Genomic DNA, 22,348 nt, shown 5'->3' with positions numbered 1-22,348 from the left:
AGCATGACCAAGGACGCAACATGGGTAAGGCGACTGGCTTTCTCGAATTTCCGCGCCAGAACGAAGGCTACGAAGCGGTAGTCAAGCGCGTGAAGCACTACAAGGAATTCGTGTTCGCGCTGTCCGACAGCGAAGCGAAGATCCAGGGTGCGCGCTGCATGGACTGCGGCATCCCGTTCTGCAACAACGGCTGCCCGGTCAACAACATCATTCCCGACTTCAACGACCTGGTGTACCGCCAGGACTGGAAGTCGGCGATCGAGGTGCTGCACCAGACCAATAACTTCCCCGAGTTCACCGGCCGCATCTGCCCCGCACCGTGCGAGGCCGCCTGCACGCTGGGCATCAATGAACTGCCGGTGGGCATCAAGTCGATCGAGCACGCCATCATCGACAAGGCCTGGGAAGAGGGCTGGGTCAAGCCGCAGCTGCCGCGCCACAAGACCGGCAAGACCGTGGCCGTGGTCGGCTCCGGCCCCGCCGGCATGGCGGTCGCGCAGCAGCTGGCACGCGCCGGCCATGACGTGACTGTGTTCGAGAAGAACGACCGCATCGGTGGCCTGCTGCGCTACGGCATCCCCGACTTCAAGATGGAGAAGACGCTGATCGACCGCCGCATCGAGCAGATGCAGACCGAAGGCGTGACTTTCCGCGCCGGCGTGATGGTGACCGACGGCGAACTGCCGGCCGGCATCAAGAACTACGCCCGTGAAACCATCTCGGCTCAGGCCCTGATGGACCAGTTTGACGCCGTGGTGCTGGCGGGCGGCTCGGAAGTGCCGCGCGACCTGCCAGTGCCGGGCCGCGACCTGGCCGGCATCCACTTCGCGCTGGAATTCCTGATCCCGCAGAACAAGGAAGTGGCCGGCGACGGCGAAAACGAGATCCGCGCCGAAGGCAAGAACGTAATCGTGATCGGTGGCGGCGATACCGGCTCCGACTGCGTGGGTACGTCCAACCGCCATGGCGCGACCTCGGTGACGCAGTTTGAACTGCTGCCGCAGCCGCCGGAAGAAGAGGACAAGCCGCTGGTGTGGCCGTACTGGCCGATCAAGCTGCGCACCTCGTCGTCGCACGATGAAGGCTGCGAGCGCGACTGGTCGGTCGCCACCAAGGAATTCATCGGCGAGAACGGCAAGGTCACCGCACTGAAGGCCTGCCGCGTCGAATGGAAGGATGGCCGCATGCAGGAAGTCGAAGGCAGCGAGTTCATCCTGCCGGCCGACCTGGTGCTGCTGGCGATGGGCTTTACCAACCCGGTGGGCTCGATGCTGGAAGCGTTTGGCGTGGATACCGATGCGCGCAAGAACGCCAAGGCCTCGACCGAGGGCGAGCGTGCTTACCACACCAACGTGCCCAAGGTGTTCGCCGCCGGCGATGTGCGCCGTGGCCAGTCGCTGGTGGTGTGGGCGATCCGCGAAGGCCGCCAGGCTGCGCGTTCGGTCGATGCCTTCCTGATGGGCCACACCGAACTGCCGCGCTGATTCATCCCGGCAAGAACAAAAAGCCCGCCTGGCGCAAGCCGGCGGGCTTTTTGTCGTCCTGGCGCCGGCGCAGCGCTCAGTCGGCCAGCGTGCGCTCCATCAGCATCGCACTGGCGCCGTAGCTGGCCAGCTTGGCCGCATGGGCGGCGGCCATGTGCGCCGCCACCGGGGCGTACCCGAGCCTGCGCCACCACGGCGCGGCCGACTGCACCGCGATCAGCCGCGAACGCCGCAGCCCCGCGGCGCGCGCGGCCGCCTGTGCCGCCGCGTACAGGCGCGGCGCCAGGCCGGCGCCGCGTCCGGCGGGCGCCACGGCCATGTCGTGCACAAACCAGGTGAGGGTGTCCGGCCCGGCGCCACGCCAGCGATCGTCGAGAACGCCGTCCAGCGGCGGCAGGGTGGCTTCGGGCCAGGCGTGGGTAAAGAGGTAGGCGGCGAGCGCGCCGGGATGTCCGGGATCATGCGCGACCCAGCAGGTGGCGGGGGACAGCGCCAGCCGGCTTGCCAGCGCGGCATGGCTCTCCAGCAGGACTTCGGTATAGCAGCTGGCTTGCACCGCCAGCACGGCCGGCAGGTCGGCGGTGACCATCGGCCGCAGGGTGTAAATCGTCATCGGCCGATTATAGCCAGCGAGGCCCGTGCGTCCCGGTGGCCATGGCGCGTTTGGCAAGGCCTGGCGGGGCCTTCAGGGTTCTCCCGGCTATGGTTTACGTGTCTGTGGTGGCCTGGGCAATGTCCTTACAATTTTCAAAAACAACTAACGGAAACTGCCTCGCAAATCCTTTTTCCCCAGAACCAGCTTGCCGCCTCCTCAGGAGACCGGCCGGAGGAAATTGATGCCCGAAGTGCGCAATGTGTCGCGGCTTTGGCGAGGTAAAGCAAAGTTGGCGCCGCGCCCCCCAATGGGCGCAGTCCGGCGCTGGCTCCAGCCTTTCCTGTGCCTGTATGCCCTGGGGTGTGCCACGCTGGCGCTGGCGGTGCCGGCCATGCCGGCGCATGCCGGGACCCAGCAGCTCGCCCGCAGCATGTCGTTCCCCGACCGACCGATGCGCCTGATCGTGCCGTTCCCGGCCGGCGGCGTTGCCGATGCGGTGGCGCGCATGCTGGCCGAGCGCCTGTCCGCACGTCTGGGCGTGCCGGTGGAGGTCGACAACCGGCCCGGCGCCGCCGGCACCATCGCCGGCGACGTGGTCGCCAAGGCCAGCTCCGATGGCCACACCCTGTTGTTGCACCAGGCCAATATGCTGATCCAGCCCGGACTGGAGCCGGTGCCATACGACGTCGTGCGCGATTTCACGCCGGTGGCGCGCGTGGCCACCACGCCGCTGTTCCTGGTGATCGATGCCAGGCTGCCAATGCGCACGCCGGAGCAATGGATGACCGCCGTGAAGTCGAACCCCGGCTCCTACAGCTATGGCTACGGCCAGCCGGGCAGCCCCTCTCACCTGTACGCCGAGTACGCCGTGCGCGGCATCCGCAGCGGCGTGCCGCTGGTGACCGCCAAGGGCGAGTCCGCCGTGGTCCAGGAGATGCTGGCCGGCCGCGTCAGTGCGTGTTTCTGTTCGTTTGCCGCGGTCCAGGGCCAGGTCAGGAACGGTGGGCTGCGCCTGGTCGGGGTGACGGGCGTGGCCCGCTCGCCGCTGGCACCGCTGGTGCCGACGCTGCAGGAGTCGGGGCTGGAAGGCTATGCCGCGGCCGCCTGGTTTGGCGTGATGGCGCCGGCCAAGACGCCGCGTGCGATCGTCGCCAGGCTGGCGGTCGAGCTCGACGCCGTCATGTCCGAGCGCGAGGTGCGTTCGCGCCTGCAGGCAGCGGGGGTCACGCCGCTGCGCGACTCGCCGGAGGCGTTCGCCACCGCGATCCGCTCGGAATCGATCCAATGGCAGGTGATCCTGAAGGACGTTTCGTCGATACAGGAGCCTTGAGCAGCAAAGGGGGGCGGGTTTGGGAGGCTAGGGCAAGTCTGAGAGAAGGGCGTGTGGCGCGGGGCACACGGGCGCCAGCAGGGCTAGGTAGTACACCTTATAATGCGCGACTGTCCTGACCGGTGCCCACGTGACCGATTCTGCTCAAAACCTCGTCGAACTGACTGCGGTGGACTTCGCCTATGCGGACCACGGCAAGCCGATCCTGTCCGGCCTGACCATGCAATTCCCGCGTGGCAAGGTGATTGCGGTGATGGGCGGCTCGGGTTGCGGCAAGACGACGGTGCTGCGGCTGATCGGCGGCCAGGTCCGCCCGCAGGCGGGTACGGTCAGCTTTGCCGGCACCGATATCCACACGCTGGATACCCGCGGCCTGTACGCGGTGCGCCGCCAGATGGGCATGCTGTTCCAGTTCGGCGCGCTGTTTACCGACCTGTCGGTGTTCGACAATGTGGCGTTCCCGCTGCGCGAGCACACCGACCTGCCCGACTCGATGATCCGCGACCTGGTGCTGATGAAGCTCAACGCGGTCGGCCTGCGCGGCGCGCGCGACCTGATGCCGTCGCAGATCTCGGGCGGCATGGCGCGGCGCGTGGCGCTGGCGCGCGCGATTGCGCTGGATCCGGCGCTGCTGATGTATGACGAGCCCTTCGCCGGACTGGACCCGATCTCGCTCGGGCTGACCGCGCGGCTGATCCGCAGCCTGAACGACGCGCTGGGTGCTACCACGATCATCGTCTCGCACGACGTGCACGAGACCTTCCAGATCGCCGACTACGTCTATTTCATCGCCGACGGCCGCATCGTCGCGCAGGGCGAGCCCGAGGCGCTGCGCGCCTCCACCGACCCGTTCGTGCACCAGTTCGTCCATGCCGAGGCCGACGGCCCGGTGCCGTTCCACTACGCCGGACCTTCGCTGGCCGAGGATTTCGCCGGAGGTGCGCGGTAATGGACTTCTTTACCACCATCGGGGCGGCTGTGCGCCGCAGCATGTCGGGACTGGGCCATGCCACGCGCATGTTCCTGACGCTGCTGGGCCTGTCGCCGGCACTGCTGCTGCGCCGCTTCCGGCTGGTGACCGACCAGGTCTTCTTTGTCGGCAACCTGTCGCTGGTGATCATCGCAGTGTCGGGCCTGTTCGTGGGCTTCGTGCTTGGCCTGCAGGGCTACTACACCCTGAACCGCTACGGTTCCGAGCAGGCACTCGGGCTGCTGGTGGCCTTGTCGCTGGTGCGCGAGCTGGGCCCGGTGGTGACCGCGCTGCTGTTCGCCGGCCGCGCCGGCACCTCGCTGACTGCCGAGATCGGCCTGATGAAGGCGGGCGAGCAGCTGACGGCCATGGAAATGATGGCGGTGAACCCGCTGCAGCGCGTGATCGCACCGCGCTTCTGGGCAGGCGTGATCGCCATGCCGGTGCTGGCGGCGATCTTCAGCGCGGTAGGCATCCTGGGCGGCTACGTGGTGGGCGTGCAGTTGATCGGCGTTGACGCCGGCGCCTTCTGGTCGCAGATGCAGGGCGGCGTCGACGTGCGCGCCGACGTGCTCAATGGCGTGATCAAGAGCTTTATCTTTGGCATTGCCGTGACGTTTATTGCCCTGTACCAGGGCTTCGAGGCCAAGCCCACGCCGGAAGGCGTCTCGCGCGCGACCACCCGTACCGTGGTGATTGCATCGCTGGCCGTGCTGGGGCTGGATTTCCTGCTGACCGCGCTGATGTTCGGCAACTGACGCGGGCCATACCAACGACAAGTCAGCGACAAGAACACTACGGGGTTGAAGAAAGAGATTCCAATGAAAAAGAACGCACTCGATTTCTGGGTGGGGCTGTTTGTGGCGGCGGGGTTCGTCGCCGTGCTGTTCCTGGCCCTCAAGGCGGGCAACATGAGCGCCTTTTCCTTCCAGGACACCTATAGCGTGCAGGCGCGCTTTGACAATATCGGCGGGCTCAAGCCGCGCGCGCCGGTCAAAAGCGCGGGCGTGGTGGTCGGCCGCGTGGCGGCGATCCGCTTCGACGACAAGACCTATCAGGCCACCGTCGAGATGAGCCTGGAGAAGCGCTACCAGTTCCCCAAGGACACCTCGGCCAAGATCCTGACATCCGGACTGCTCGGCGAGCAGTACATCGGCCTGGAAGCCGGCGGCGACACCGCCATGCTGGCCGAAGGCGGGCGCATCACCATGACGCAGTCGGCCGTGGTGCTGGAAAACCTGATCGGCCAGTTCCTGTACAACAAGGCGGCAGATGCCGGCGGCGGTGCGTCCGCCGGTGCCAGCGCGCCGGCGCCGGCAGGGGATCTCAAATGAGCGCGGCGCCATCGTTCCGCAAGGGCCTGGCCGCAGTGGCTGGCGCGGCCGTGCTTGCCGGTTGCGCCACTGGCCCCACCGCCAACCCGAAAGACCCGCTGGAGCCGTTCAATCGCGAAGTCTCGAAGATCAACGAGGACTTCGACAAGGGCGTCCTGCGCCCGGTGGCCCAGGTCTATGCCGACTACATGCCCACGCCGGTGCAGCGCGCGGTGGAGAACTTCTTCTCCAACGTGAGCGATGTCTACTCGGCAGCGAACAACCTGCTGCAGGGCAAGCCCACCCGCGCCGCCGAGGACACCATGCGCGTGGCCATGAACACCGTGCTGGGGATCGGCGGCCTGATCGACATCGCCACCCCGGCTGGCCTGCCCAAGTACAAGGAAGACTTCGGCCAGACGCTGGGCGTGTGGGGCGTGCCGCCCGGGCCGTACCTGGTGCTGCCGCTGTTCGGGCCCAGCACGGTGCGCGACACCGGCGGCATGCTGGTGGACCGCAGTTTCGACCCGTCGGCCTATTTCTATCCGGTATCGCTGCGCAATTCGCTGACCGGCGTGCGCATCGTCGCCGGCCGGGCGCAGCTGCTCGGCGCCAGCAACCTGCTGGAGCAGGCGGCGCTGGACAAGTACTCGTTCCTGCGCGATTCCTACCTGCAGCGGCGCCAGTACCTGGTCTACGACGGCAACCCGCCCGACGGCGACGAGGATGCAGACAGCGCCCCGGAGACCCCGGCGGCGCGCCCTGAGGCCCCCGCGGGGACCGAAGGTGAAAAGCCCACCACGCCCGCCACGCCCGCCACGCCTGCTACGCCTGCTACGCCTGCTACGCCTGCTACGCCCGCTACGCCCGCTACGCCCGCTACGCCCGCTACGCCCGCTACGCCCGCTACGCCCGCTACGCCCGCTACGCCCGCTACGCCGGCGCAGCCTGCGGCACCCGCGCCCGCCACGCCTCCGGCAGACGCCTCGGCCCCGGCCGCCACGCCGGCGCAGCCTGCGCAGACGCCCTCTGGCGATCTGCAGCCTGAGAGCCAGAGCCTGCCGATACCGCCCATGGATCCGATGCAGCGGATCGTGCCGGGTGTCCGTATCCGCTGACCCTGCGTGGCGCGGGCGGCCCCAGGGCCCGCGCCACGCTGTGAATGCCCTGTGAGGGCTGAAACAATTTGTTTGTAAGTAGCGGGAAAGGCGCTTGTGGTGCAACCACCGCCCCGCGCTTATGTTCCAATCACCGCAAGGCCTCGCGCCAGACCCATGACGCCCGGCCACGCCCCGGCGAAAAACGTCTTTGATACAGAAGGAAAATCCATGATAAAGCGACTGTTGGTCCCCTTCCTTACGGTAGTTGCCTTCGCGGGCCCGGCACACGCCCAGGTGGCGGCCCAGGACGCGGCCACCCCGGACGGGCTGGTCAAGGCCGTGGTCAGTGACGTGATGACGACCGTCAAGGCTGACAAGGACATGCAGGCCGGCAATATCGCCAAGATCACCGCGCTGGTCGAGCAGAAGATCATCCCCAACGCCAACTTCCAGAAGACCACGCAGATCGCCATGGGCCGCAACTGGTCCAAGGCCACGCCCGAGCAGCAGAAGCAGATCACCGAGGAGTTCAAGACCCTGCTGATCCGCACCTATGCCGGCGCCATCGCCCAGATCCGCGACCAGACCGTGCAGTACCGCCCGTACCGCGGCACGGCTGACGATACCGATGCCACCATCCGCACCCAGGTCGTCAACAAGGGCGAGCCGATCCAGATGGACTACCGCCTGGAAAAGACCGCCCAGGGCTGGAAGGTCTATGACATCAACGTGCTGGGCGCCTGGCTGACCGAAGCCTACAAGGGCAGCTTCAACACCATCGTCGGCCAGCAGGGTGTCGAGGGCGTGATCAAGACGCTGCAGGACCGCAACCGCCAGCTGGCCAGCGCCAAGAGCTGAGGCGCGTGCCCAACGGCGCGCCGCTGCAATGCAGCACGGCGCGCCGATCTGCTCTACAATGGCTGTTCGCGGCACAGACTCCCGCCCGACGTGCGGGAGTCGTCGTTTTTGCCACCGTATTCAAGCTACCGACCCTCAAGCCCACGCATCCATGCTCTCGCCAGGTACCTCGCTGACCAACCAGAACGCCGCCGCCGTGCTGCGTGACGGGCTGGCGCGCGTGGCACAGGGCGAGGTGCAGGTCGACTGCACCGGCCTGGCGCAGGTGGATTCCTCCGCGGTCGCCGTGCTGCTGGCATGGAGCCGCGCCGCCGCCGCGCGCAACCAGGCGCTGTCGCTGCGCGGCGTGCCGCCGCAGCTGTCGCAACTGGCCAGCCTGTACGGCGTGGACGGCCTGCTGGGCCTGGCCCCCGCGGCCGCACCGCAAGGGCACCACCACCGACATTGATCCGGCATCGCCGGTCGCCAGCACGGCGGCCGCCCGCGATGCCGAGGCGACGGCCCTGCGCGGTCGCCGAGCCCCTTGGGGCGGATCAAGCGGGACCCTCCCCGCATCCCCTATAATTCCGCGTTGTTCGCCCATCCCCCGCCTGTTACCGGTTCATGCCACGCCGGGCCAGGAAGTCCGGGCACGCAGTTGCTCCCAAATTCCCGGCGGCCGGCTCCGAAAAAGCCGGACCCGCCACAAACAATCGGCCATGAAAGCCATTGAAATCCACGACGTTCGCAAGCGCTACCGCAACCTGCAGGCGCTCAAGGGCGTCAGCTTCACCGTCGAACGCGGCGAATTCTTCGGCCTGCTCGGGCCCAACGGCGCCGGCAAGACCACGCTGATCTCGATCCTCGCCGGCCTGAACCGCGCCGATTCCGGCCGCGTCAGTGTGCTTGGTCACGATGTCGTCGCCGACTACCGGATGGCCCGGCGTATGCTGGGCGTGGTGCCGCAGGAGCTGGTGTTCGATCCGTTCTTCACGGTGCGCGAGACGCTGCGGCTGCAGTCGGGCTACTTTGGCCTGACCCGCAACGACGACTGGATCGACGAGATCATGGCCAACCTGGACCTGACCGGGAAAGCCGACGCCAATATGCGCCAGCTCTCGGGCGGCATGAAGCGGCGCGTGCTGGTGGCGCAGGCGCTGGTGCACCGCCCGCCGGTGATCGTGCTGGACGAGCCCACCGCCGGTGTGGACGTGGAACTGCGCCAGACGCTGTGGAAATTCATCTCGCGCCTGAACCGGGAAGGGCACACCATCATCCTGACCACGCACTACCTGGAAGAGGCCGAGGCCCTGTGCGACCGCATCGCCATGCTCAAGTTCGGTGAGGTGGTGACGCTGGACCGCACCAGCAACCTGCTGACGCAGTTTGCCGGCCTGCAGCTGGTGCTGACCTTTGCGCGCGGCGGGCTGCCGCCGGCGCTGGAGCCGCTGCGCATGCCGTCCAGCCCGGGCGAGCGCGCGGTGCGACTGCGCCTGTCGGGCTACCAGGCAGTGGAGCCGATCCTGGCCGCCTGCCGCGAGGCGGGCTGTGACATTGAAGACATGGAAATCAACAAGGCCGACCTCGAGGACGTATTTGTGCAGATCATGCGCCGCGAGGGGCATATGCCCGGCGCGCTGCCCGATCCGGCGATGGAGGCCGTGGCATGAAGCAGCCTGGCGATATCGAGGTCCTGGAAGACACCGGCCTTGGGCCGATGGCCGTGGGCGGCCTGGTGGGTTTCCGCACCCTGCTGTACAAGGAAGTGCTGCGTTTCTGGAAGGTGAGCTTCCAGACCGTGGCCGCGCCGGTGCTGACCGCGGTGCTGTACCTGCTGATCTTTGGCCATGTGCTGGAAGACCGGGTCAAGGTCTATGACCAGATCAGCTACACCGCCTTCCTGGTGCCCGGCCTGGTGATGATGAGCGTGCTGCAGAACGCGTTTGCCAACAGCTCGTCATCGCTGATCCAGTCCAAGATCACCGGCAATCTGGTGTTCGTGCTGCTGCCGCCCTTGTCGCACTGGGAGATGTTCGGTGCCTACGTGGTGGCCTCGGTGATCCGCGGGCTGACCGTGGGCCTGGGCGTGCTGCTGGTGACGGCTTGGTTTGCCAACCTGCAATTTGCCTATGTGGGCTGGATCCTGGTCTTTGCGCTGCTGGGTGCGGGCATCCTCGGCACGCTGGGCCTGATCGCCGGCATCTGGGCCGAGAAGTTCGACCAGCTGGCCGCGTTCCAGAACTTCCTGATCATGCCGGCGACCTTCCTGTCCGGTGTGTTCTATTCGATTCATTCGCTGCCGGCCTTCTGGCAGGCGGTGTCCCATGCCAATCCGTTCTTCTACATGATCGACGGCTTCCGCTATGGCTTCTTCGGCGTCTCGGACGTGTCGCCGCTGTTCAGCCTGGCGGTGGTCGGATCGGCGTTCGTGGTGCTGGCCGCGCTGGCGCTGCGCTTGCTGAAGTCCGGATACAAGCTGCGCCACTGAACTGTGGCCGGCCATACTGAATCACGCTGAAGAGAACCCAATGCTGCCTACACCGGAACAAGTCAGGGATTACATTGCCCAAGGACTGCCCTGCGAACATCTGCAAGTCGAGGGCGATGGCCAGCACTTCTTTGCCACCATCGTCAGCGCCGAATTTGAAGGCAAGCGGCTGATCCAGCGCCACCAGCGCGTCTATGCCGCGCTGGGCGACCGCATGCGTGCCGAGATCCACGCGCTGTCGATGAAAACGCTGACGCCTGCCGAGTGGCAGGCGGGCGACGGCAAGTAAGCCCCGCCAATATGCGCCGCGCCCGCGCGGCCCCAGAACCATGACGCCGGGCGTGTGCCCGGCCCCAGACGACAGAACATGGACAAATTCCAGATCCACGGCAATGGCCCGCTGAAGGGCGAAATCCGCGTGTCGGGCGCCAAGAACGCCGCCCTGCCGATCCTGTGCGCAGGCCTGCTGACGGCCGATACCGTCTCGCTGGACAATGTGCCGAACCTGCAGGACGTGCGCACCACCCTCAAGCTGTTGCGCCAGATGGGCATGCAGGCCGAGCTGGATGGCGCCCGCGTGACCCTGAACGGCGCCGACGTCAACGTGCTCGAGGCCCCGTATGAGCTGGTCAAGACCATGCGCGCCTCGATCCTGGTGCTGGGCCCGCTGGTGGCCCGCTTCGGCGAGGCCCGCGTCTCGCTGCCCGGCGGCTGCGGCATCGGCGCGCGCCCGGTCGATCAGCACATCAAGGGCCTGCAGGCGATGGGCGCCGAGATCAGCATCGAGCACGGCTTTATCCATGCCCGCGCCAAGCGCCTGAATGGCGCGCGCGTGGTCACCGACATGATCACCGTGACCGGCACCGAGAACCTGCTGATGGCCGCCACGCTGGCCGACGGCGAAACCGTGCTGGAAAACGCCGCGCGCGAACCCGAGGTGACCGACCTGGCCCACCTGCTGGTCAAGATGGGCGCAAAGATCGAAGGCATCGGCACCGACCGCCTGGTGGTGCAGGGCGTGGAGCGCCTGCATGGCGCCAGCCACAGCGTGATCGCTGACCGCATCGAGGCCGGCACCTTCCTGTGCGCCGCCGCCGCGACGCTGGGCGACCTGGTGCTGCGCGGCGTGCAGCCGGACATCCTCGACACCGTGCTCGACAAGCTGCGCGAAGCCGGCGCAAAACTTGAGACCGGCGCCGACTGGATCCGCCTGGCGATGCCGGAACGCGCCAGGGCCGTGAGCTTCCGCACCTCGGAGTACCCTGCCTTCCCGACCGACATGCAGGCGCAGTTCATGGCGCTCAATGCCGTGGCCGAAGGCACCGCGCGCGTGACCGAAACCATCTTCGAAAACCGCTTCATGCACGTGCAGGAGCTGAACCGCCTGGGCGCCGACATCGCGGTCGAAGGCAATACCGCGGTGGTCAACGGCGTGCCGCGCCTGTCGGGCGCCAACGTGATGGCGACCGACCTGCGCGCCTCGGCCAGCCTGGTGATCGCCGGCCTGGTGGCCGATGGCGAGACCGTGATCGACCGCATCTATCACCTGGACCGCGGCTACGACCGCATGGAAGACAAGCTGTCGGCAGTGGGCGCGAAGATCCGCCGCATTGCCTGAGGAAGTCCGATGAGCCCCACTTTCAACGCATCGCCCAACCAGCTGACGCTGGCGCTGTCCAAGGGCCGCATCTTCACCGAGACGCTGCCGCTGCTGGAAGCCGCCGGCATCCGCGTCACCGAGGACCCCGAGACCTCGCGCAAGCTGATCCTGCCGACTTCCGACCCGGCCGTGCGCGTGGTGATCGTGCGCGCCTCGGACGTGCCGACTTACGTCCAGTACGGCGCCGCAGATTTCGGCGTGGCCGGCAAGGACGTGCTGATGGAAAGCGGCATGGCCGGCCTGTACGCGCCGATCGACCTGAACATCGCGCGCTGCCGCATGTCGGTGGCGGTGCCGGCCGGGTTTGACTACGCCAACGCGGTGCGCCAGGGCGCGCGCCTGGCCGTAGCCACCAAGTACGTGCAGACCGCGCGCGAGCATTTTGCGAAAAAGGGCGTTCACGTCGACCTGATCAAGCTGTACGGTTCGATGGAGCTGGGCCCGCTGGTGGGCCTGTCCGACGCCATCGTCGACCTGGTCAGCACTGGCAGCACGCTGCGCGCCAACAACCTGGTCGAAGTCGAAGAGATCGTGCAGATCTCGTCGCGGCTGGTGGTGAACCAGGCCGCGCTCAAGCTCAAGCGCGAGCGGCTTGCGCCGATTCTCGACGCATTCGAACGGGCTTCGGCGGCGCTGGCGTAAGGCCACACCAGGCCCGCGCCGACTGAGAGGAAAGTAGTCATGAACGCAACCGAAATGGAAAACCTGCCGATCCGCCGGCTCGATTCAAGCAAGCCTGGCTTTGCCGAGGCGCTGGGCCAGGTGCTGGCCTTCGAGGCTGGCGAGGACGAGGCCATCGATCGCGCCGCGGCGCAGATCCTGGCCGACGTGAGGGCCCGCGGGGATGCCGCGGTGCTGGAATACACCAAGCGCTTTGACCGCGTGGAAGCGTCGTCGATGGGCGCGCTGGAGGTGTCGCAGCAGCAGCTCGAAGCCGCGCTCGAAGACCTTGAACCCAAGCGCCGCGCCGCGCTGGAGGCCGCCGCCGCGCGCGTGCGCGCCTACCACGAGAAGCAGAAGATCGAATGCGGCAGCCACAGCTGGGAATACACCGAGGCCGACGGCACCATGCTGGGCCAGAAGGTGACGCCGCTGGACCGCGTCGGCATCTACGTGCCGGGCGGCAAGGCCGCGTACCCGTCGTCGGTGCTGATGAACGCGATTCCGGCGCGCGTGGCGGGCGTGAAGGAAATCATCATGGTCGTGCCCACGCCGGATGGCGTGCGCAATGAGCTGGTGCTGGCCGCCGCGCAGATCGCCGGCGTGGACCGCGTGTTCACCATCGGCGGCGCCCAGGCGATTGGCGCCCTGGCCTACGGCACGGCGACGCTGCCGCAGGTCGACAAGATCGTCGGCCCGGGCAATGCCTATGTGGCCGCGGCCAAGCGGCGCGTGTTCGGCACCGTCGGCATCGACATGATCGCCGGCCCGTCCGAGATCCTGGTGATCTGCGACGGCACCACCGACCCCGACTGGGTGGCGATGGACCTGTTCTCGCAGGCCGAGCACGACGAGCTGGCGCAGTCGATCCTGCTGTGCCCGGACGCCGGCTATATCGCCCGCGTCGAAGCCAGCATCCAGCGCCAGCTCGGCACCATGCCGCGGCGCGAGGTGATTGCCGCGTCGATCTCCGGCCGTGGCGCACTGATCAAGGTGCGCGACATGGAAGAGGCCTGCGAGATCGCCAACGCGATCGCGCCCGAGCACCTGGAGATCTCCGCCGGCAACCCGCGCCAGTGGAGCGAGAAGATCCGCCACGCCGGCGCCATCTTCCTGGGCCCCTATACCAGCGAGTCGCTGGGCGATTACTGCGCGGGCCCGAACCACGTGCTGCCGACCTCGCGCACCGCGCGCTTCTCTTCGCCGCTGGGCGTCTATGACTTCCAGAAGCGTTCGAGCCTGATCGAAGTGAGCGAGGGCGGGGCCCAGATGCTCGGCCAGATCGCCGCCGAGCTGGCCTATGGCGAAGGCCTGCAGGCCCACGCCCGCAGCGCGGAATACCGCTTCAAACGCAGTTGATCGACTGAACCAACGTAGCCAAAAACTGGAGTTTCCATGTCAGCCGTAGAGCCCTCCCTGATCGAACGCATCATCCGTGACGACGTGCGCGCCATGGGCGCCTACCACGTGCCGGATTCGCACGGTCTGGTCAAGCTTGACGCGATGGAGAACCCGTACCAGCTGCCGCCCGCGCTGCGCCAGGAACTGGCCGCGCGGCTGGGCGAAGTCGCGCTGAACCGCTACCCCGTGCCCAGCAGCGAGGCGCTGCGTGCCAAGCTGAAGACCGTGATGCAGGTGCCCGCCGGCATGGACGTGCTGCTTGGTAACGGCTCGGACGAGATCATCAGCATGCTGGCGCTGGCCGCGGCCAAGCCCGGTGCGAAGGTGATGGCGCCGGTGCCGGGCTTTGTCATGTACGCGATGTCGGCGCAGTTTGCCGGCCTGCAGTTCGTGGGCGTGCCGCTGCGCGCCGACTTCACGCTGGACCGTGCCGCCATGCTGGCCGCGATGGCCGGGCAGCAGCCCGCCATCATCTACCTGGCCTACCCGAACAACCCCACCGGCAACCTGTTCGATGCCGCCGACATGGAGGCCATCATCCGCGCCGCCCAGGGCGAGGTCTGCAACAGCCTGGTGGTGGTGGACGAGGCCTACCAGCCGTTCGCCCAGCAAAGCTGGATGCCGCGCCTGGCGGAGTTCGGCAACCTGCTGGTGATGCGCACCGTTTCCAAGCTGGGCCTGGCCGGCATCCGCCTGGGCTACCTGGCCGGCGCGCCGGAATGGCTGTCGCAGCTGGACAAGGTGCGCCCGCCCTACAACGTCAACGTGCTGACCGAGGCCGCCGCGCTGTTTGCGCTGGATCATGTGTCGGTGCTGGATGAGCAGGCCGCGCAACTGCGCGCCGAACGCACCCGCGTGGCCGACGGCATGGCCGCGCAGGCCGGGGTCACGGTGTTCCCCAGCGCCGCCAACTTCCTGCTGGCGCGCGTGCCGGATGCCGCACAGACGTTCGACCGGCTGCTCGCGCGGAAGGTCTTGATCAAGAACGTGAGTAAAATGCACCCGTTGCTGGCCAATTGTCTGCGCGTCACGGTCAGCACCCCCGAAGAAAACGCGCAGTTCCTTGAGGCATTCGCAGCGTCGCTGCAGGATTAACACCATGCGTGTTGCAGAGGTCACCCGCAATACTTCGGAAACGCAAATCCGCGTTTCCCTGAATCTCGACGGCAGCGGCCGCCAGAAACTGGCGTCCGGCGTGCCGTTCCTTGACCACATGCTGGACCAGATCGCCCGGCATGGCATGTTCGACCTGGAGGTCGAAGCCACCGGCGACACGCATATCGACGACCACCACACGGTGGAAGACGTGGGCATCACGCTCGGCCAGGCGGTTGCCAGGGCCATCGGCGACAAGAAAGGCATCACCCGCTACGGCCACAGCTATGTGCCGCTGGACGAATGCCTGTCGCGCGTGGTGATCGATTTCTCCGGCCGCCCCGGCCTGGAATTCCATGTGCCGTTCACGCGTGCGCGCGTGGGCAGCTTCGATGTGGACCTGACCATTGAGTTCTTCCGCGGCTTCGTCAACCATGCGGGCGTGACCCTGCATATCGACAACCTGCGCGGCATCAATGCCCACCATCAGTGCGAAACCGTGTTCAAGGCCTTTGGCCGGGCACTGCGCATGGCGGTGGAGCTGGACCCGCGCGCGGCGAACACGATCCCGTCGACCAAGGGTACGCTCTGACCTTTCCACCACGGTAGGCGTGCCGGCTGGTTGCGGCGCCCGCTGACCTTCCAAGTCTGAACCTGGCCAGCGATGCTGGCGACCCGCAACCGATGGATACGCTCAAGTCGTTTATTTCGCTGCTGGCGCTGATCAACCCGATCGGGGCGATCCCGTTCTTCATCAGCCTGACCAGCCTGCAGACGGAAGCGGAAAAGCTGCGTACCATCAAGATCGCATCGGTCTCGGTGGCGATCGTGGTGGCGGTGTCGGCCTTGCTGGGGCAGCAGATCATCGAGTTCTTCAATATCTCGGTGGCGTCGCTGCAGGTGGGTGGCGGGCTCATCATGATCATGATGGCCATGAACATGCTGAACGCGCAGACCAGCCGCACCAAGGCCACGCCGGAAGAAGAGGACGAGGCCGAGGTAAAGTCGAGCATCGCGGTGGTGCCGCTGGCGCTGCCGCTGCTGACCGGGCCGGGCTCGATCAGCACGGTGATCGTCTATGCCGGCAAGACGCAGCACTGGTACCAGTTGCTGATCCTGGTCGGCCTGGGCGTGGTGATCGGTGCGGTGGTGTACCTGGTGTTTCGCGCGGCCGACCCGATCGCCCGGGTCATCGGCCGCACCGGTATCAATATCGGCACGCGCCTGATGGGGCTGATCCTGTCGGCGCTGGCCGTGGAATTCATTGTCGACGGGCTGAAGACATTGTTGCCTGTTTTGAAATCATGACTACCATAGCAATTGTGGATTACGGCATGGGCAACCTGCGCTCGGTGGCGCAGGCGCTGCGTGCCGCGGCGCCGGAAGCGGACGTCCGCGTGGTGGATGCCCCCGAAGGCATCCGCTCGGCCGACCGCGTGGTGCTGCCCGGCCAGGGCGCGATGCCCGACTGCATGTCGGCGCTGGGCGCGTCCGGGCTGCAGGAAGCGGTGGTGCAGGCCGCCGCCAGCAAGCCGATGCTGGGTGTGTGCGTGGGCGAGCAGATGCTGTTCGAGTTCAGCACCGAAAGCCGGGCCGGCGCGGACCGTACGCCGGCGCTGGGCCTGATGCCCGGCCAGGTGGTGCGCTTTGCGCTGGACGGCATGACGCAGCCCGACGGCTCGCGCTACAAGGTGCCGCAGATGGGTTGGAACCGGGTGCGCCAGGCCAGGCCGCACCCGCTGTGGGATGGTATCCCGGACGACAGCTGGTTCTATTTCGTCCACAGTTACTATGTGCAGGCGCAGGACCCGGCCCATGTTGCCGGTGAAACGGAATACGGAGTCGTATTTACCAGCGCGGTAGCGCGCGATAATATTTTCGCGACGCAGTTCCACCCCGAAAAGAGCGCGGCCCTGGGCCTGCAGCTGTACCGGAACTTCGTCCACTGGAATCCCTGACCCGATTCGTTTTTTTGCCGATCATCGACCGCTAACTCGACCCGTCACCCGACCTGTTTCCGATCGACTATCGACCCGACCTGACCGGCAGCGCCGGTCTCGCTCACTCTTCTATCACTCAACCACGCTCGTCACGCATATGTTGCTCATTCCGGCCATCGACCTGAAGGACGGTCAGTGTGTACGCCTCAAACAAGGCGACATGGACCAGGCCACCGTCTTTTCCGAAGATCCCGCCGCCATGGCACGCCACTGGGTGGAGCAGGGCGCCCGGCGCCTGCACCTGGTGGACCTGAACGGCGCGTTCGCGGGCAAGCCCCGCAACGAGGAGGCCATCAAGGCCATCATCGCCGAGGTCGGCGATGAGATCCCGGTGCAGCTGGGGGGCGGCATCCGCGACCTGAACACCATTGAACGCTGGCTGGATGACGGGCTGTCGTACGTCATCATCGGCACGGCCGCGGTGAAAAACCCCGGCTTCCTGAAGGACGCCTGCTCGGCCTTCGGCGGCCATATCATCGTTGGCCTGGACGCCAGGGATGGCAAGGTGGCGACCGACGGCTGGAGCAAGCTGACCGGCCACGAGGTGGCGGACCTGGCACGCAAGTATGAGGACTACGGCGTCGAGGCCATCATCTACACGGATATTGGCCGCGACGGCATGCTGCAGGGGATCAATATCGATGCCACCGTCAAGCTGGCGCAATCGATGTCGATCCCGGTGATCGCCAGCGGCGGGCTGTCCAACCTGGCCGACATCGACCACCTCTGCGCGGTCGAGGGCGAAGGTGTCGAAGGCGTCATTTGTGGCCGCGCGATCTACTCCGGGGATCTCAACTTTGCCGCCGCGCAGGCACTGGCCGACAAGCTGCGCGACGGGCAATAAGGCAACGCGCCGCGGGCGCAGCCGCCGCTGGGCCCGGCGTTTGGCCGGGAGCTGCGGCGGACAAGGAATCTCATGCTAGCCAAACGTATCATCCCCTGCCTGGACGTGACCAACGGGCGGGTGGTCAAGGGCGTCAACTTTGTCGAGCTGCGCGACGCGGGCGATCCTGTGGAAATCGCGCGCCGCTATGACGAGCAGGGCGCCGATGAAATCACATTCCTGGACATCACCGCGACCAGCGACGGGCGTGACCTGATGCTGCACATCATCGAGGATGTGGCCTCGCAGGTCTTTATCCCACTGACGGTGGGCGGCGGCGTGCGCACGGTCGAAGACGTGCGGCGGCTGCTCAATGCCGGCGCGGACAAGATCAGCGTCAACTCGTCAGCTATCGCCAATCCGCAGCTGGTGTCGGACGCGACCGCCAAGTACGGCTCACAGTGCATCGTGGTGGCGATCGACGCCAAGCGCAGTTCCGCCCCGGGCGAAGCGCCGCGCTGGGAAGTCTTCACCCACGGCGGGCGCAAGGCAACCGGGCTGGATGCGGTCGAATGGGCGCGTGAAATGGCCGCGCGCGGCGCCGGCGAGATCCTGCTGACCAGCATGGACCGCGACGGCACCAAGAGCGGTTTCGACCTGGAGCTGACCCGCGCCGTCAGCGACGCGGTGCCGGTGCCGGTGATCGCCTCGGGCGGCGTCGGCGGCCTGCAGGACCTGGCCGACGGCATCACCCGGGGCCGCGCCGACGCGGTACTGGCCGCCAGCATCTTCCACTACGGGCAACACACCGTGGGCGAAGCCAAGGCATTTATGGCCCGCGAGGGCATTCCCGTGCGGATCTGATCATGGCAAAGAAGTGGCTCAACAAAGTCAAATGGGACGATAACGGCCTGGTGCCGGTGATCGTGCAGGAAGCCGGCTCGAACGACGTGCTGATGTTCGCGTTCATGAACCGCGACGCGCTGCAGCGCACCGTGGAGCTGGGCGAGGCCGTATTCTGGTCGCGCTCGCGCAAGCGCCTGTGGCACAAGGGCGAAGAGTCTGGCCACGTGCAGAAGGTGCATGAGATCCGCCTGGACTGCGATGAAGACGTGGTGCTGCTCAAGGTGACCCAGATCGACAATATCGCCTGCCATACCGGGCGCCATTCCTGCTTCTTCCAGAAGTTCGAGGGCGATGTGGAAGCCGGCGACTGGCAGACGGTCGAGCCGGTGCTGAAGGACCCTGCCCAGATCTACACCAAGCCATGAGCGACACCCAACTCAGCAGCAATGATGTCCTGGCGCGCCTGGCCGAAGTGCTGGAATCGCGCAAGCCCGCCAACGGCGGCGATCCCGACAAGTCCTACGTGGCGCGCCTGTTCAGCAAGGGCGACGACGCCATCCTGAAGAAGATCGGCGAGGAAGCCACCGAGACCGTGATGGCCGCCAAGGACGCGCGCGCCGCCGGGCAGACTGGCGCCGAGGCCGGCAAGGTGGTCTACGAAGTGGCAGACCTGTGGTTCCACAGCATGGTATTGCTGGCCAACTTCGGCCTGACGCCGGCGGATGTGGTCAACGAGCTCGCGCGGCGCGAGGGGCTGTCCGGCCTCGAGGAAAAGGCCCGGCGCAAGGACTAGCTGGCGCGGGCGCCGGCCGGTCTTCAGCCTGCCCGCAAGGCAGGCTTCTAACCAAGGGCAATGATGGCGAACGACTACACCGGGCAAGTCACTACCCCAAGCGGCGAACAGTTGAGCAGCCTGCGCAAGCTGCTGCACATCCTGTATGCGCTGTACGCGATCTTCTGGCTCACCGGCGGCATCACCGCGCTGATCGCCATCGTGATCGGCTACGTCAAGCGCGACGACGCGCGCGGCTCGTTGTATGCCTCGCACTTCGCCTGGCAGATCCGCTCGTTCTGGTGGTCGGTGGTCTGGGGCGTGCTGGGCGGGGTGCTGTTTGCGACAGTCGTGCTGATGCCGCTGGCCTTTGCCGCCTGGGGCGTGCTGTCGCTGTGGATGCTGTATCGTATCGTCAAGGGCTGGCTGTACCTGAATGACAGCAAGCCGATGTACCCGGATCAGCAGTTCTGATGCCGGGCAGGCCGGGCGCGCGAAGGTGACACCGGGTGCCGCGGCCGTCGCAATGAAATCTTCATGAACGCTCAGGATAATTGCATCTTCTGCAAGATCGTGGCCGGCCAGCTACCGTCGCGCAAGGTCTATGAAGACGACGACATGGTGGCCTTCCACGATATCCATCCCAAGGCCCCGGTACACTTGCTGGTCATTCCCAGGTTGCATGTCGACTCGCTGGCCGATTGCGGCGCCGGCGAAGGGGCGGTGCTTGCTAGAATGATGCTGAAGGTGCCTGAACTGGCGCGTGCGGCAGGCTGCGCCAACGGTTTCCGGACGGTGATCAATACCGGCCCGGACGGTGGGCAAGAGGTCTACCATCTGCACCTGCATGTGCTGGGTGGGCCGCGCCACGCGTGGAAGGCACCGCTGCCCTGACCGGGCAGCCTTGGCATGGGAGCGCCCGCGGCGGCAACGCCCCGGGCAGAAGCTGCGCCGGCAACCGTCGCCCGGCGCGGCCATAACGGGACGGAACAACGGGTCCGGGCATATCTGATTGCGCCCGCGGCTTCATCAGGAGCAAGAAATGGGTTCGTTTAGCATTTGGCACTGGCTGATCGTGCTGGTGATCGTCATGCTCGTGTTCGGCACCAAGAAACTGCGCAATATCGGCCAGGACCTGGGCGGCGCGGTCAAGGGCTTCAAGGATGGCATGAAGGATGGCGAAGGCAAGGCTGCCGCCGATCCTGCCCAGTCCAAGGAACTGCGCGACTCCACCACCATCGACGTCGAAGCCAAGGAAAAGACCCGCCAGCAGTAATCCGGCGGTGTGCCATCCCTTCTACGCAAACCTCGCTGCCTGCGTGTCGTCCCGCGCCTGCGCTTTTCCGCATGTTGTCCGCATGATGTGTCCGCATGATTGATCTCGGCATTTCCAAGCTGGCGCTGATCGGCGCCGTGGCACTGATCGTGATCGGTCCCGAACGGCTGCCCAAGGTTGCGCGCACGGTGGGCGCGCTGGTCGGCCGGGCGCAGCGCTACATCAACGACGTCAAGGCCGAAGTCAGCCGCGAGGTTGAACTGGAAGAACTGCGCAAGATGCGCACGGAATTCGAGGACGCCGCGCGCGATGTCGAGCGCACCATCCACAAGGAAGTCAGCGAGCAGACCCAGGCGCTGAACGAAGCCCTGGGCGGTGCCGAGGGTACCAGCGGCGGCGGTAGCGCCGACGCCGGTGGCGGCTTCGTGCCAAGCTGGGATGCGGCCCACAAGGCGCACAACGGGCGCAAGAGCTGGCGCGTCAAGCAGGGTGCCCGCCCGCTCTGGTTCAAGCGCCAGCACAATGTCCGCGTCTGGGTGCAGTCGGGCGCGGCGCGCGTCAAGCGCCACCGGCCGGTCACCCGGCCATCCCGATCCTTCTTCGAGTGAGCATGCGCCGCGGCAACACCTTGCCGGCCGTCGTTCCGGCCGCTGCCGTCGTGGCCGCAGTCTTGGTTGCACTCGCGCGCCGCCGCGTTGCGGCTCCATCGATCCACCTTGCCAGCCCCCGCGGCTGAGCGGTTCACGCCATGAGCGACACCCGGTCCCCAGATCCCCAAGACCCGCAAGACGAGTCGCAGCAGGAAACCTTTATTTCCCACCTGGTCGAGCTGCGCCAACGCCTGGTCAAGGCGGTGGCCGGCATCATCCTGGTCTTCGTCAGCCTGGTCTACTGGGCGCCGCTCATCTTCAACCTGTTTGCCGCGCCGCTGATGGAGTCGCTGCCCAAGGGCGGCAAGATGATCGTGACCGACGTCACCGGCTCGTTCTTCGTGCCGATGAAAGTCACCTTGCTGGTGGCCTTCCTGATCGCGCTGCCGTGGGTGCTGTACCAGATCTGGCAGTTTGTCGCGCCCGGCCTGTACCAGCATGAGAAGCGCCTGATCCTGCCGCTGGTATCGAGCAGCTATTTCCTGTTCCTGTGCGGCGTGGCGTTCGCGTATTTCCTGGTGTTCCCCACGGTGTTCCATTTCATGGCGCACTACAACGCGCCGCTGGGGGCGGAGATGTCGACCGACATCGACAAATACCTCAGCTTTGCCATGACCACCTTCCTGGCCTTCGGCATCACCTTCGAGGTGCCGGTGGTGGTGATCGTGCTGGTGCGCTTCGGTGTGGTGGAGCTGGACAAGCTCAAGCAGATCCGTCCCTATGTGATTGTTGGGGCGTTCATCATCGCGGCCATCGTGACCCCGCCCGATGTGCTGTCGCAGTTGCTGCTGGCCGTGCCGCTGGTGGCGCTTTATGAACTGGGACTACTGCTGGCGCGCTTTATCGGCCGTCCGGCACCTGAAGCCACCGCTTCAGGGGAAACGCAGCCGGATTAATTCGGCTGAGGGAGGTCTTATCGGCCTGCCACCCCCGTTTTGCACCAAAACGGGGATTTCCCCGCCCATTCCTGTTGCTCCCCGACAACAAAAACCGCCAGTAGGCATGGTTTACGCCGAAAAAGCCTTCTGACGGCCGGGGGGGCTGGCAC

General features: G+C 66.4%; 28 protein-coding genes. 27 read left to right on the top strand and 1 reads right to left on the bottom strand.

Annotation, left to right across the window (positions count from 1 at the left end):
• Window positions 1-20: 20 nt before the first annotated feature.
• Entirely contained in the window at window positions 21-1,484 is a 1,464-nt protein-coding gene (locus A3A5_RS0128800; RefSeq protein WP_018313928.1) for a glutamate synthase subunit beta, read from the top strand.
• A 76-nt stretch (window positions 1,485-1,560) separates the two neighbouring features.
• On the opposite strand, the gene A3A5_RS0128795 is transcribed toward A3A5_RS0128800, so the two are convergent.
• The gene (locus tag A3A5_RS0128795) at window positions 1,561-2,097 is read right to left on the bottom strand and encodes a GNAT family N-acetyltransferase (protein WP_018313927.1); all 537 of its coding nucleotides are present in this window, start codon (window positions 2,095-2,097) and stop codon (window positions 1,561-1,563) included.
• A 223-nt stretch (window positions 2,098-2,320) separates the two neighbouring features.
• On the opposite strand from A3A5_RS0128795, the gene A3A5_RS0128790 reads away from it, so the two are divergent.
• The 26 genes from A3A5_RS0128790 (at window position 2,321) to tatC (ending at window position 22,196) form a co-directional block, all read left to right on the top strand.
• On the top strand, window positions 2,321-3,409 hold the full coding sequence (locus A3A5_RS0128790) for a tripartite tricarboxylate transporter substrate binding protein (protein WP_026201235.1): 1,089 nt from the start codon (window positions 2,321-2,323) through the stop codon (window positions 3,407-3,409).
• A 130-nt stretch (window positions 3,410-3,539) separates the two neighbouring features.
• Window positions 3,540-4,358 carry an ABC transporter ATP-binding protein gene (locus tag A3A5_RS0128785; protein WP_018313925.1) on the top strand — a complete coding sequence of 273 codons (819 nt, stop codon included), beginning with the start codon at window positions 3,540-3,542 and terminating at the stop codon, window positions 4,356-4,358.
• Window positions 4,358-5,137 carry a lipid asymmetry maintenance ABC transporter permease subunit MlaE gene (gene mlaE, locus A3A5_RS0128780; protein WP_018313924.1) on the top strand — a complete coding sequence of 260 codons (780 nt, stop codon included), beginning with the start codon at window positions 4,358-4,360 and terminating at the stop codon, window positions 5,135-5,137. Before A3A5_RS0128785 ends, mlaE begins: the two co-directional genes overlap by 1 nt.
• Before the next feature lie 63 nt (window positions 5,138-5,200).
• A complete protein-coding gene (gene mlaD / locus A3A5_RS0128775) occupies window positions 5,201-5,713 on the top strand; it encodes an outer membrane lipid asymmetry maintenance protein MlaD (RefSeq protein WP_018313923.1) in 513 nt (170 codons plus the stop codon).
• A complete protein-coding gene (locus A3A5_RS0128770; RefSeq protein ID WP_018313922.1) occupies window positions 5,710-6,810 on the top strand; it encodes a VacJ family lipoprotein in 1,101 nt (366 codons plus the stop codon). The genes mlaD and A3A5_RS0128770 overlap by 4 nt, the downstream gene beginning before the upstream one ends.
• A 210-nt stretch (window positions 6,811-7,020) precedes the next feature.
• Complete coding sequence (locus A3A5_RS0128765; protein ID WP_018313921.1) at window positions 7,021-7,650, top strand: phospholipid-binding protein MlaC; 630 nt, start codon at window positions 7,021-7,023, stop codon at window positions 7,648-7,650.
• Window positions 7,651-7,801: 151 nt separating this feature from the next.
• Window positions 7,802-8,098 carry a lipid asymmetry maintenance protein MlaB gene (locus A3A5_RS0128760; protein WP_018313920.1) on the top strand — a complete coding sequence of 99 codons (297 nt, stop codon included), beginning with the start codon at window positions 7,802-7,804 and terminating at the stop codon, window positions 8,096-8,098.
• Between the two features lie 250 nt (window positions 8,099-8,348).
• Window positions 8,349-9,299, top strand: a complete 951-nt coding sequence (locus tag A3A5_RS0128755) for an ABC transporter ATP-binding protein (protein ID WP_018313919.1) — start codon at window positions 8,349-8,351, stop codon at window positions 9,297-9,299.
• Window positions 9,296-10,117, top strand: coding sequence for an ABC transporter permease (locus A3A5_RS0128750; RefSeq protein WP_018313918.1), 822 nt, complete (start codon window positions 9,296-9,298; stop codon window positions 10,115-10,117). Before A3A5_RS0128755 ends, A3A5_RS0128750 begins: the two co-directional genes overlap by 4 nt.
• Window positions 10,118-10,157: 40 nt before the next feature.
• Window positions 10,158-10,406, top strand: coding sequence for a BolA family protein (locus A3A5_RS0128745; protein ID WP_018313917.1), 249 nt, complete (start codon window positions 10,158-10,160; stop codon window positions 10,404-10,406).
• Window positions 10,407-10,484: 78 nt separating this feature from the next.
• Window positions 10,485-11,735 carry a UDP-N-acetylglucosamine 1-carboxyvinyltransferase gene (gene murA / locus A3A5_RS0128740; RefSeq protein ID WP_018313916.1) on the top strand — a complete coding sequence of 417 codons (1,251 nt, stop codon included), beginning with the start codon at window positions 10,485-10,487 and terminating at the stop codon, window positions 11,733-11,735.
• A gap of 9 nt (window positions 11,736-11,744) precedes the next feature.
• Window positions 11,745-12,419: an ATP phosphoribosyltransferase gene (gene hisG / locus A3A5_RS0128735; protein ID WP_010812333.1), complete on the top strand. Its 675-nt coding sequence runs from the start codon at window positions 11,745-11,747 to the stop codon at window positions 12,417-12,419.
• A 39-nt stretch (window positions 12,420-12,458) separates the two neighbouring features.
• On the top strand, window positions 12,459-13,796 hold the full coding sequence (hisD, locus tag A3A5_RS0128730; RefSeq protein WP_018313915.1) for a histidinol dehydrogenase: 1,338 nt from the start codon (window positions 12,459-12,461) through the stop codon (window positions 13,794-13,796).
• Window positions 13,797-13,832: 36 nt separating this feature from the next.
• On the top strand, window positions 13,833-14,933 hold the full coding sequence (hisC, locus tag A3A5_RS0128725; RefSeq protein WP_018313914.1) for a histidinol-phosphate transaminase: 1,101 nt from the start codon (window positions 13,833-13,835) through the stop codon (window positions 14,931-14,933).
• Between the two features lie 4 nt (window positions 14,934-14,937).
• Entirely contained in the window at window positions 14,938-15,525 is a 588-nt protein-coding gene (gene hisB, locus A3A5_RS0128720; RefSeq protein ID WP_010812330.1) for an imidazoleglycerol-phosphate dehydratase HisB, read from the top strand.
• Window positions 15,526-15,617: 92 nt separating this feature from the next.
• The gene (locus A3A5_RS0128715; protein ID WP_010812329.1) at window positions 15,618-16,241 is read left to right on the top strand and encodes a YchE family NAAT transporter; all 624 of its coding nucleotides are present in this window, start codon (window positions 15,618-15,620) and stop codon (window positions 16,239-16,241) included.
• The gene (gene hisH / locus A3A5_RS0128710; RefSeq protein WP_035813874.1) at window positions 16,238-16,891 is read left to right on the top strand and encodes an imidazole glycerol phosphate synthase subunit HisH; all 654 of its coding nucleotides are present in this window, start codon (window positions 16,238-16,240) and stop codon (window positions 16,889-16,891) included. Before A3A5_RS0128715 ends, hisH begins: the two co-directional genes overlap by 4 nt.
• A gap of 139 nt (window positions 16,892-17,030) precedes the next feature.
• Complete coding sequence (hisA, locus tag A3A5_RS0128705; RefSeq protein ID WP_026201233.1) at window positions 17,031-17,777, top strand: 1-(5-phosphoribosyl)-5-[(5-phosphoribosylamino)methylideneamino]imidazole-4-carboxamide isomerase; 747 nt, start codon at window positions 17,031-17,033, stop codon at window positions 17,775-17,777.
• Between the two features lie 72 nt (window positions 17,778-17,849).
• Window positions 17,850-18,620, top strand: a complete 771-nt coding sequence (gene hisF / locus A3A5_RS0128700) for an imidazole glycerol phosphate synthase subunit HisF (RefSeq protein ID WP_010812326.1) — start codon at window positions 17,850-17,852, stop codon at window positions 18,618-18,620.
• Window positions 18,621-18,622: 2 nt separating this feature from the next.
• Window positions 18,623-19,027 (top strand): phosphoribosyl-AMP cyclohydrolase, encoded by a 405-nt coding sequence (gene hisI, locus A3A5_RS0128695; protein ID WP_018313911.1) that lies wholly within the window; start codon window positions 18,623-18,625, stop codon window positions 19,025-19,027.
• On the top strand, window positions 19,024-19,395 hold the full coding sequence (locus A3A5_RS0128690; RefSeq protein ID WP_018313910.1) for a phosphoribosyl-ATP diphosphatase: 372 nt from the start codon (window positions 19,024-19,026) through the stop codon (window positions 19,393-19,395). Before hisI ends, A3A5_RS0128690 begins: the two co-directional genes overlap by 4 nt.
• A gap of 60 nt (window positions 19,396-19,455) precedes the next feature.
• The gene (locus A3A5_RS0128685; RefSeq protein ID WP_018313909.1) at window positions 19,456-19,848 is read left to right on the top strand and encodes a membrane protein; all 393 of its coding nucleotides are present in this window, start codon (window positions 19,456-19,458) and stop codon (window positions 19,846-19,848) included.
• Window positions 19,849-19,911: 63 nt separating this feature from the next.
• The gene (locus A3A5_RS0128680; RefSeq protein ID WP_018313908.1) at window positions 19,912-20,268 is read left to right on the top strand and encodes a histidine triad nucleotide-binding protein; all 357 of its coding nucleotides are present in this window, start codon (window positions 19,912-19,914) and stop codon (window positions 20,266-20,268) included.
• A 148-nt stretch (window positions 20,269-20,416) separates the two neighbouring features.
• Entirely contained in the window at window positions 20,417-20,650 is a 234-nt protein-coding gene (gene tatA, locus A3A5_RS0128675; RefSeq protein ID WP_010812321.1) for a Sec-independent protein translocase subunit TatA, read from the top strand.
• Between the two features lie 95 nt (window positions 20,651-20,745).
• On the top strand, window positions 20,746-21,258 hold the full coding sequence (gene tatB, locus A3A5_RS0128670; protein ID WP_018313907.1) for a Sec-independent protein translocase protein TatB: 513 nt from the start codon (window positions 20,746-20,748) through the stop codon (window positions 21,256-21,258).
• Window positions 21,259-21,398: 140 nt separating this feature from the next.
• Window positions 21,399-22,196: a twin-arginine translocase subunit TatC gene (gene tatC, locus A3A5_RS0128665; RefSeq protein WP_018313906.1), complete on the top strand. Its 798-nt coding sequence runs from the start codon at window positions 21,399-21,401 to the stop codon at window positions 22,194-22,196.
• The last annotated feature ends 152 nt before the right edge of the window (window positions 22,197-22,348 follow it).

The sequence above is a fragment of the Cupriavidus sp. UYPR2.512 genome, from assembly GCF_000379565.1.
Taxonomy (GTDB): domain Bacteria; phylum Pseudomonadota; class Gammaproteobacteria; order Burkholderiales; family Burkholderiaceae; genus Cupriavidus.
The sequence above is the reverse complement of the archived record's forward strand: the minus strand, read 5'-3'. Positions and strand labels throughout refer to the sequence as shown.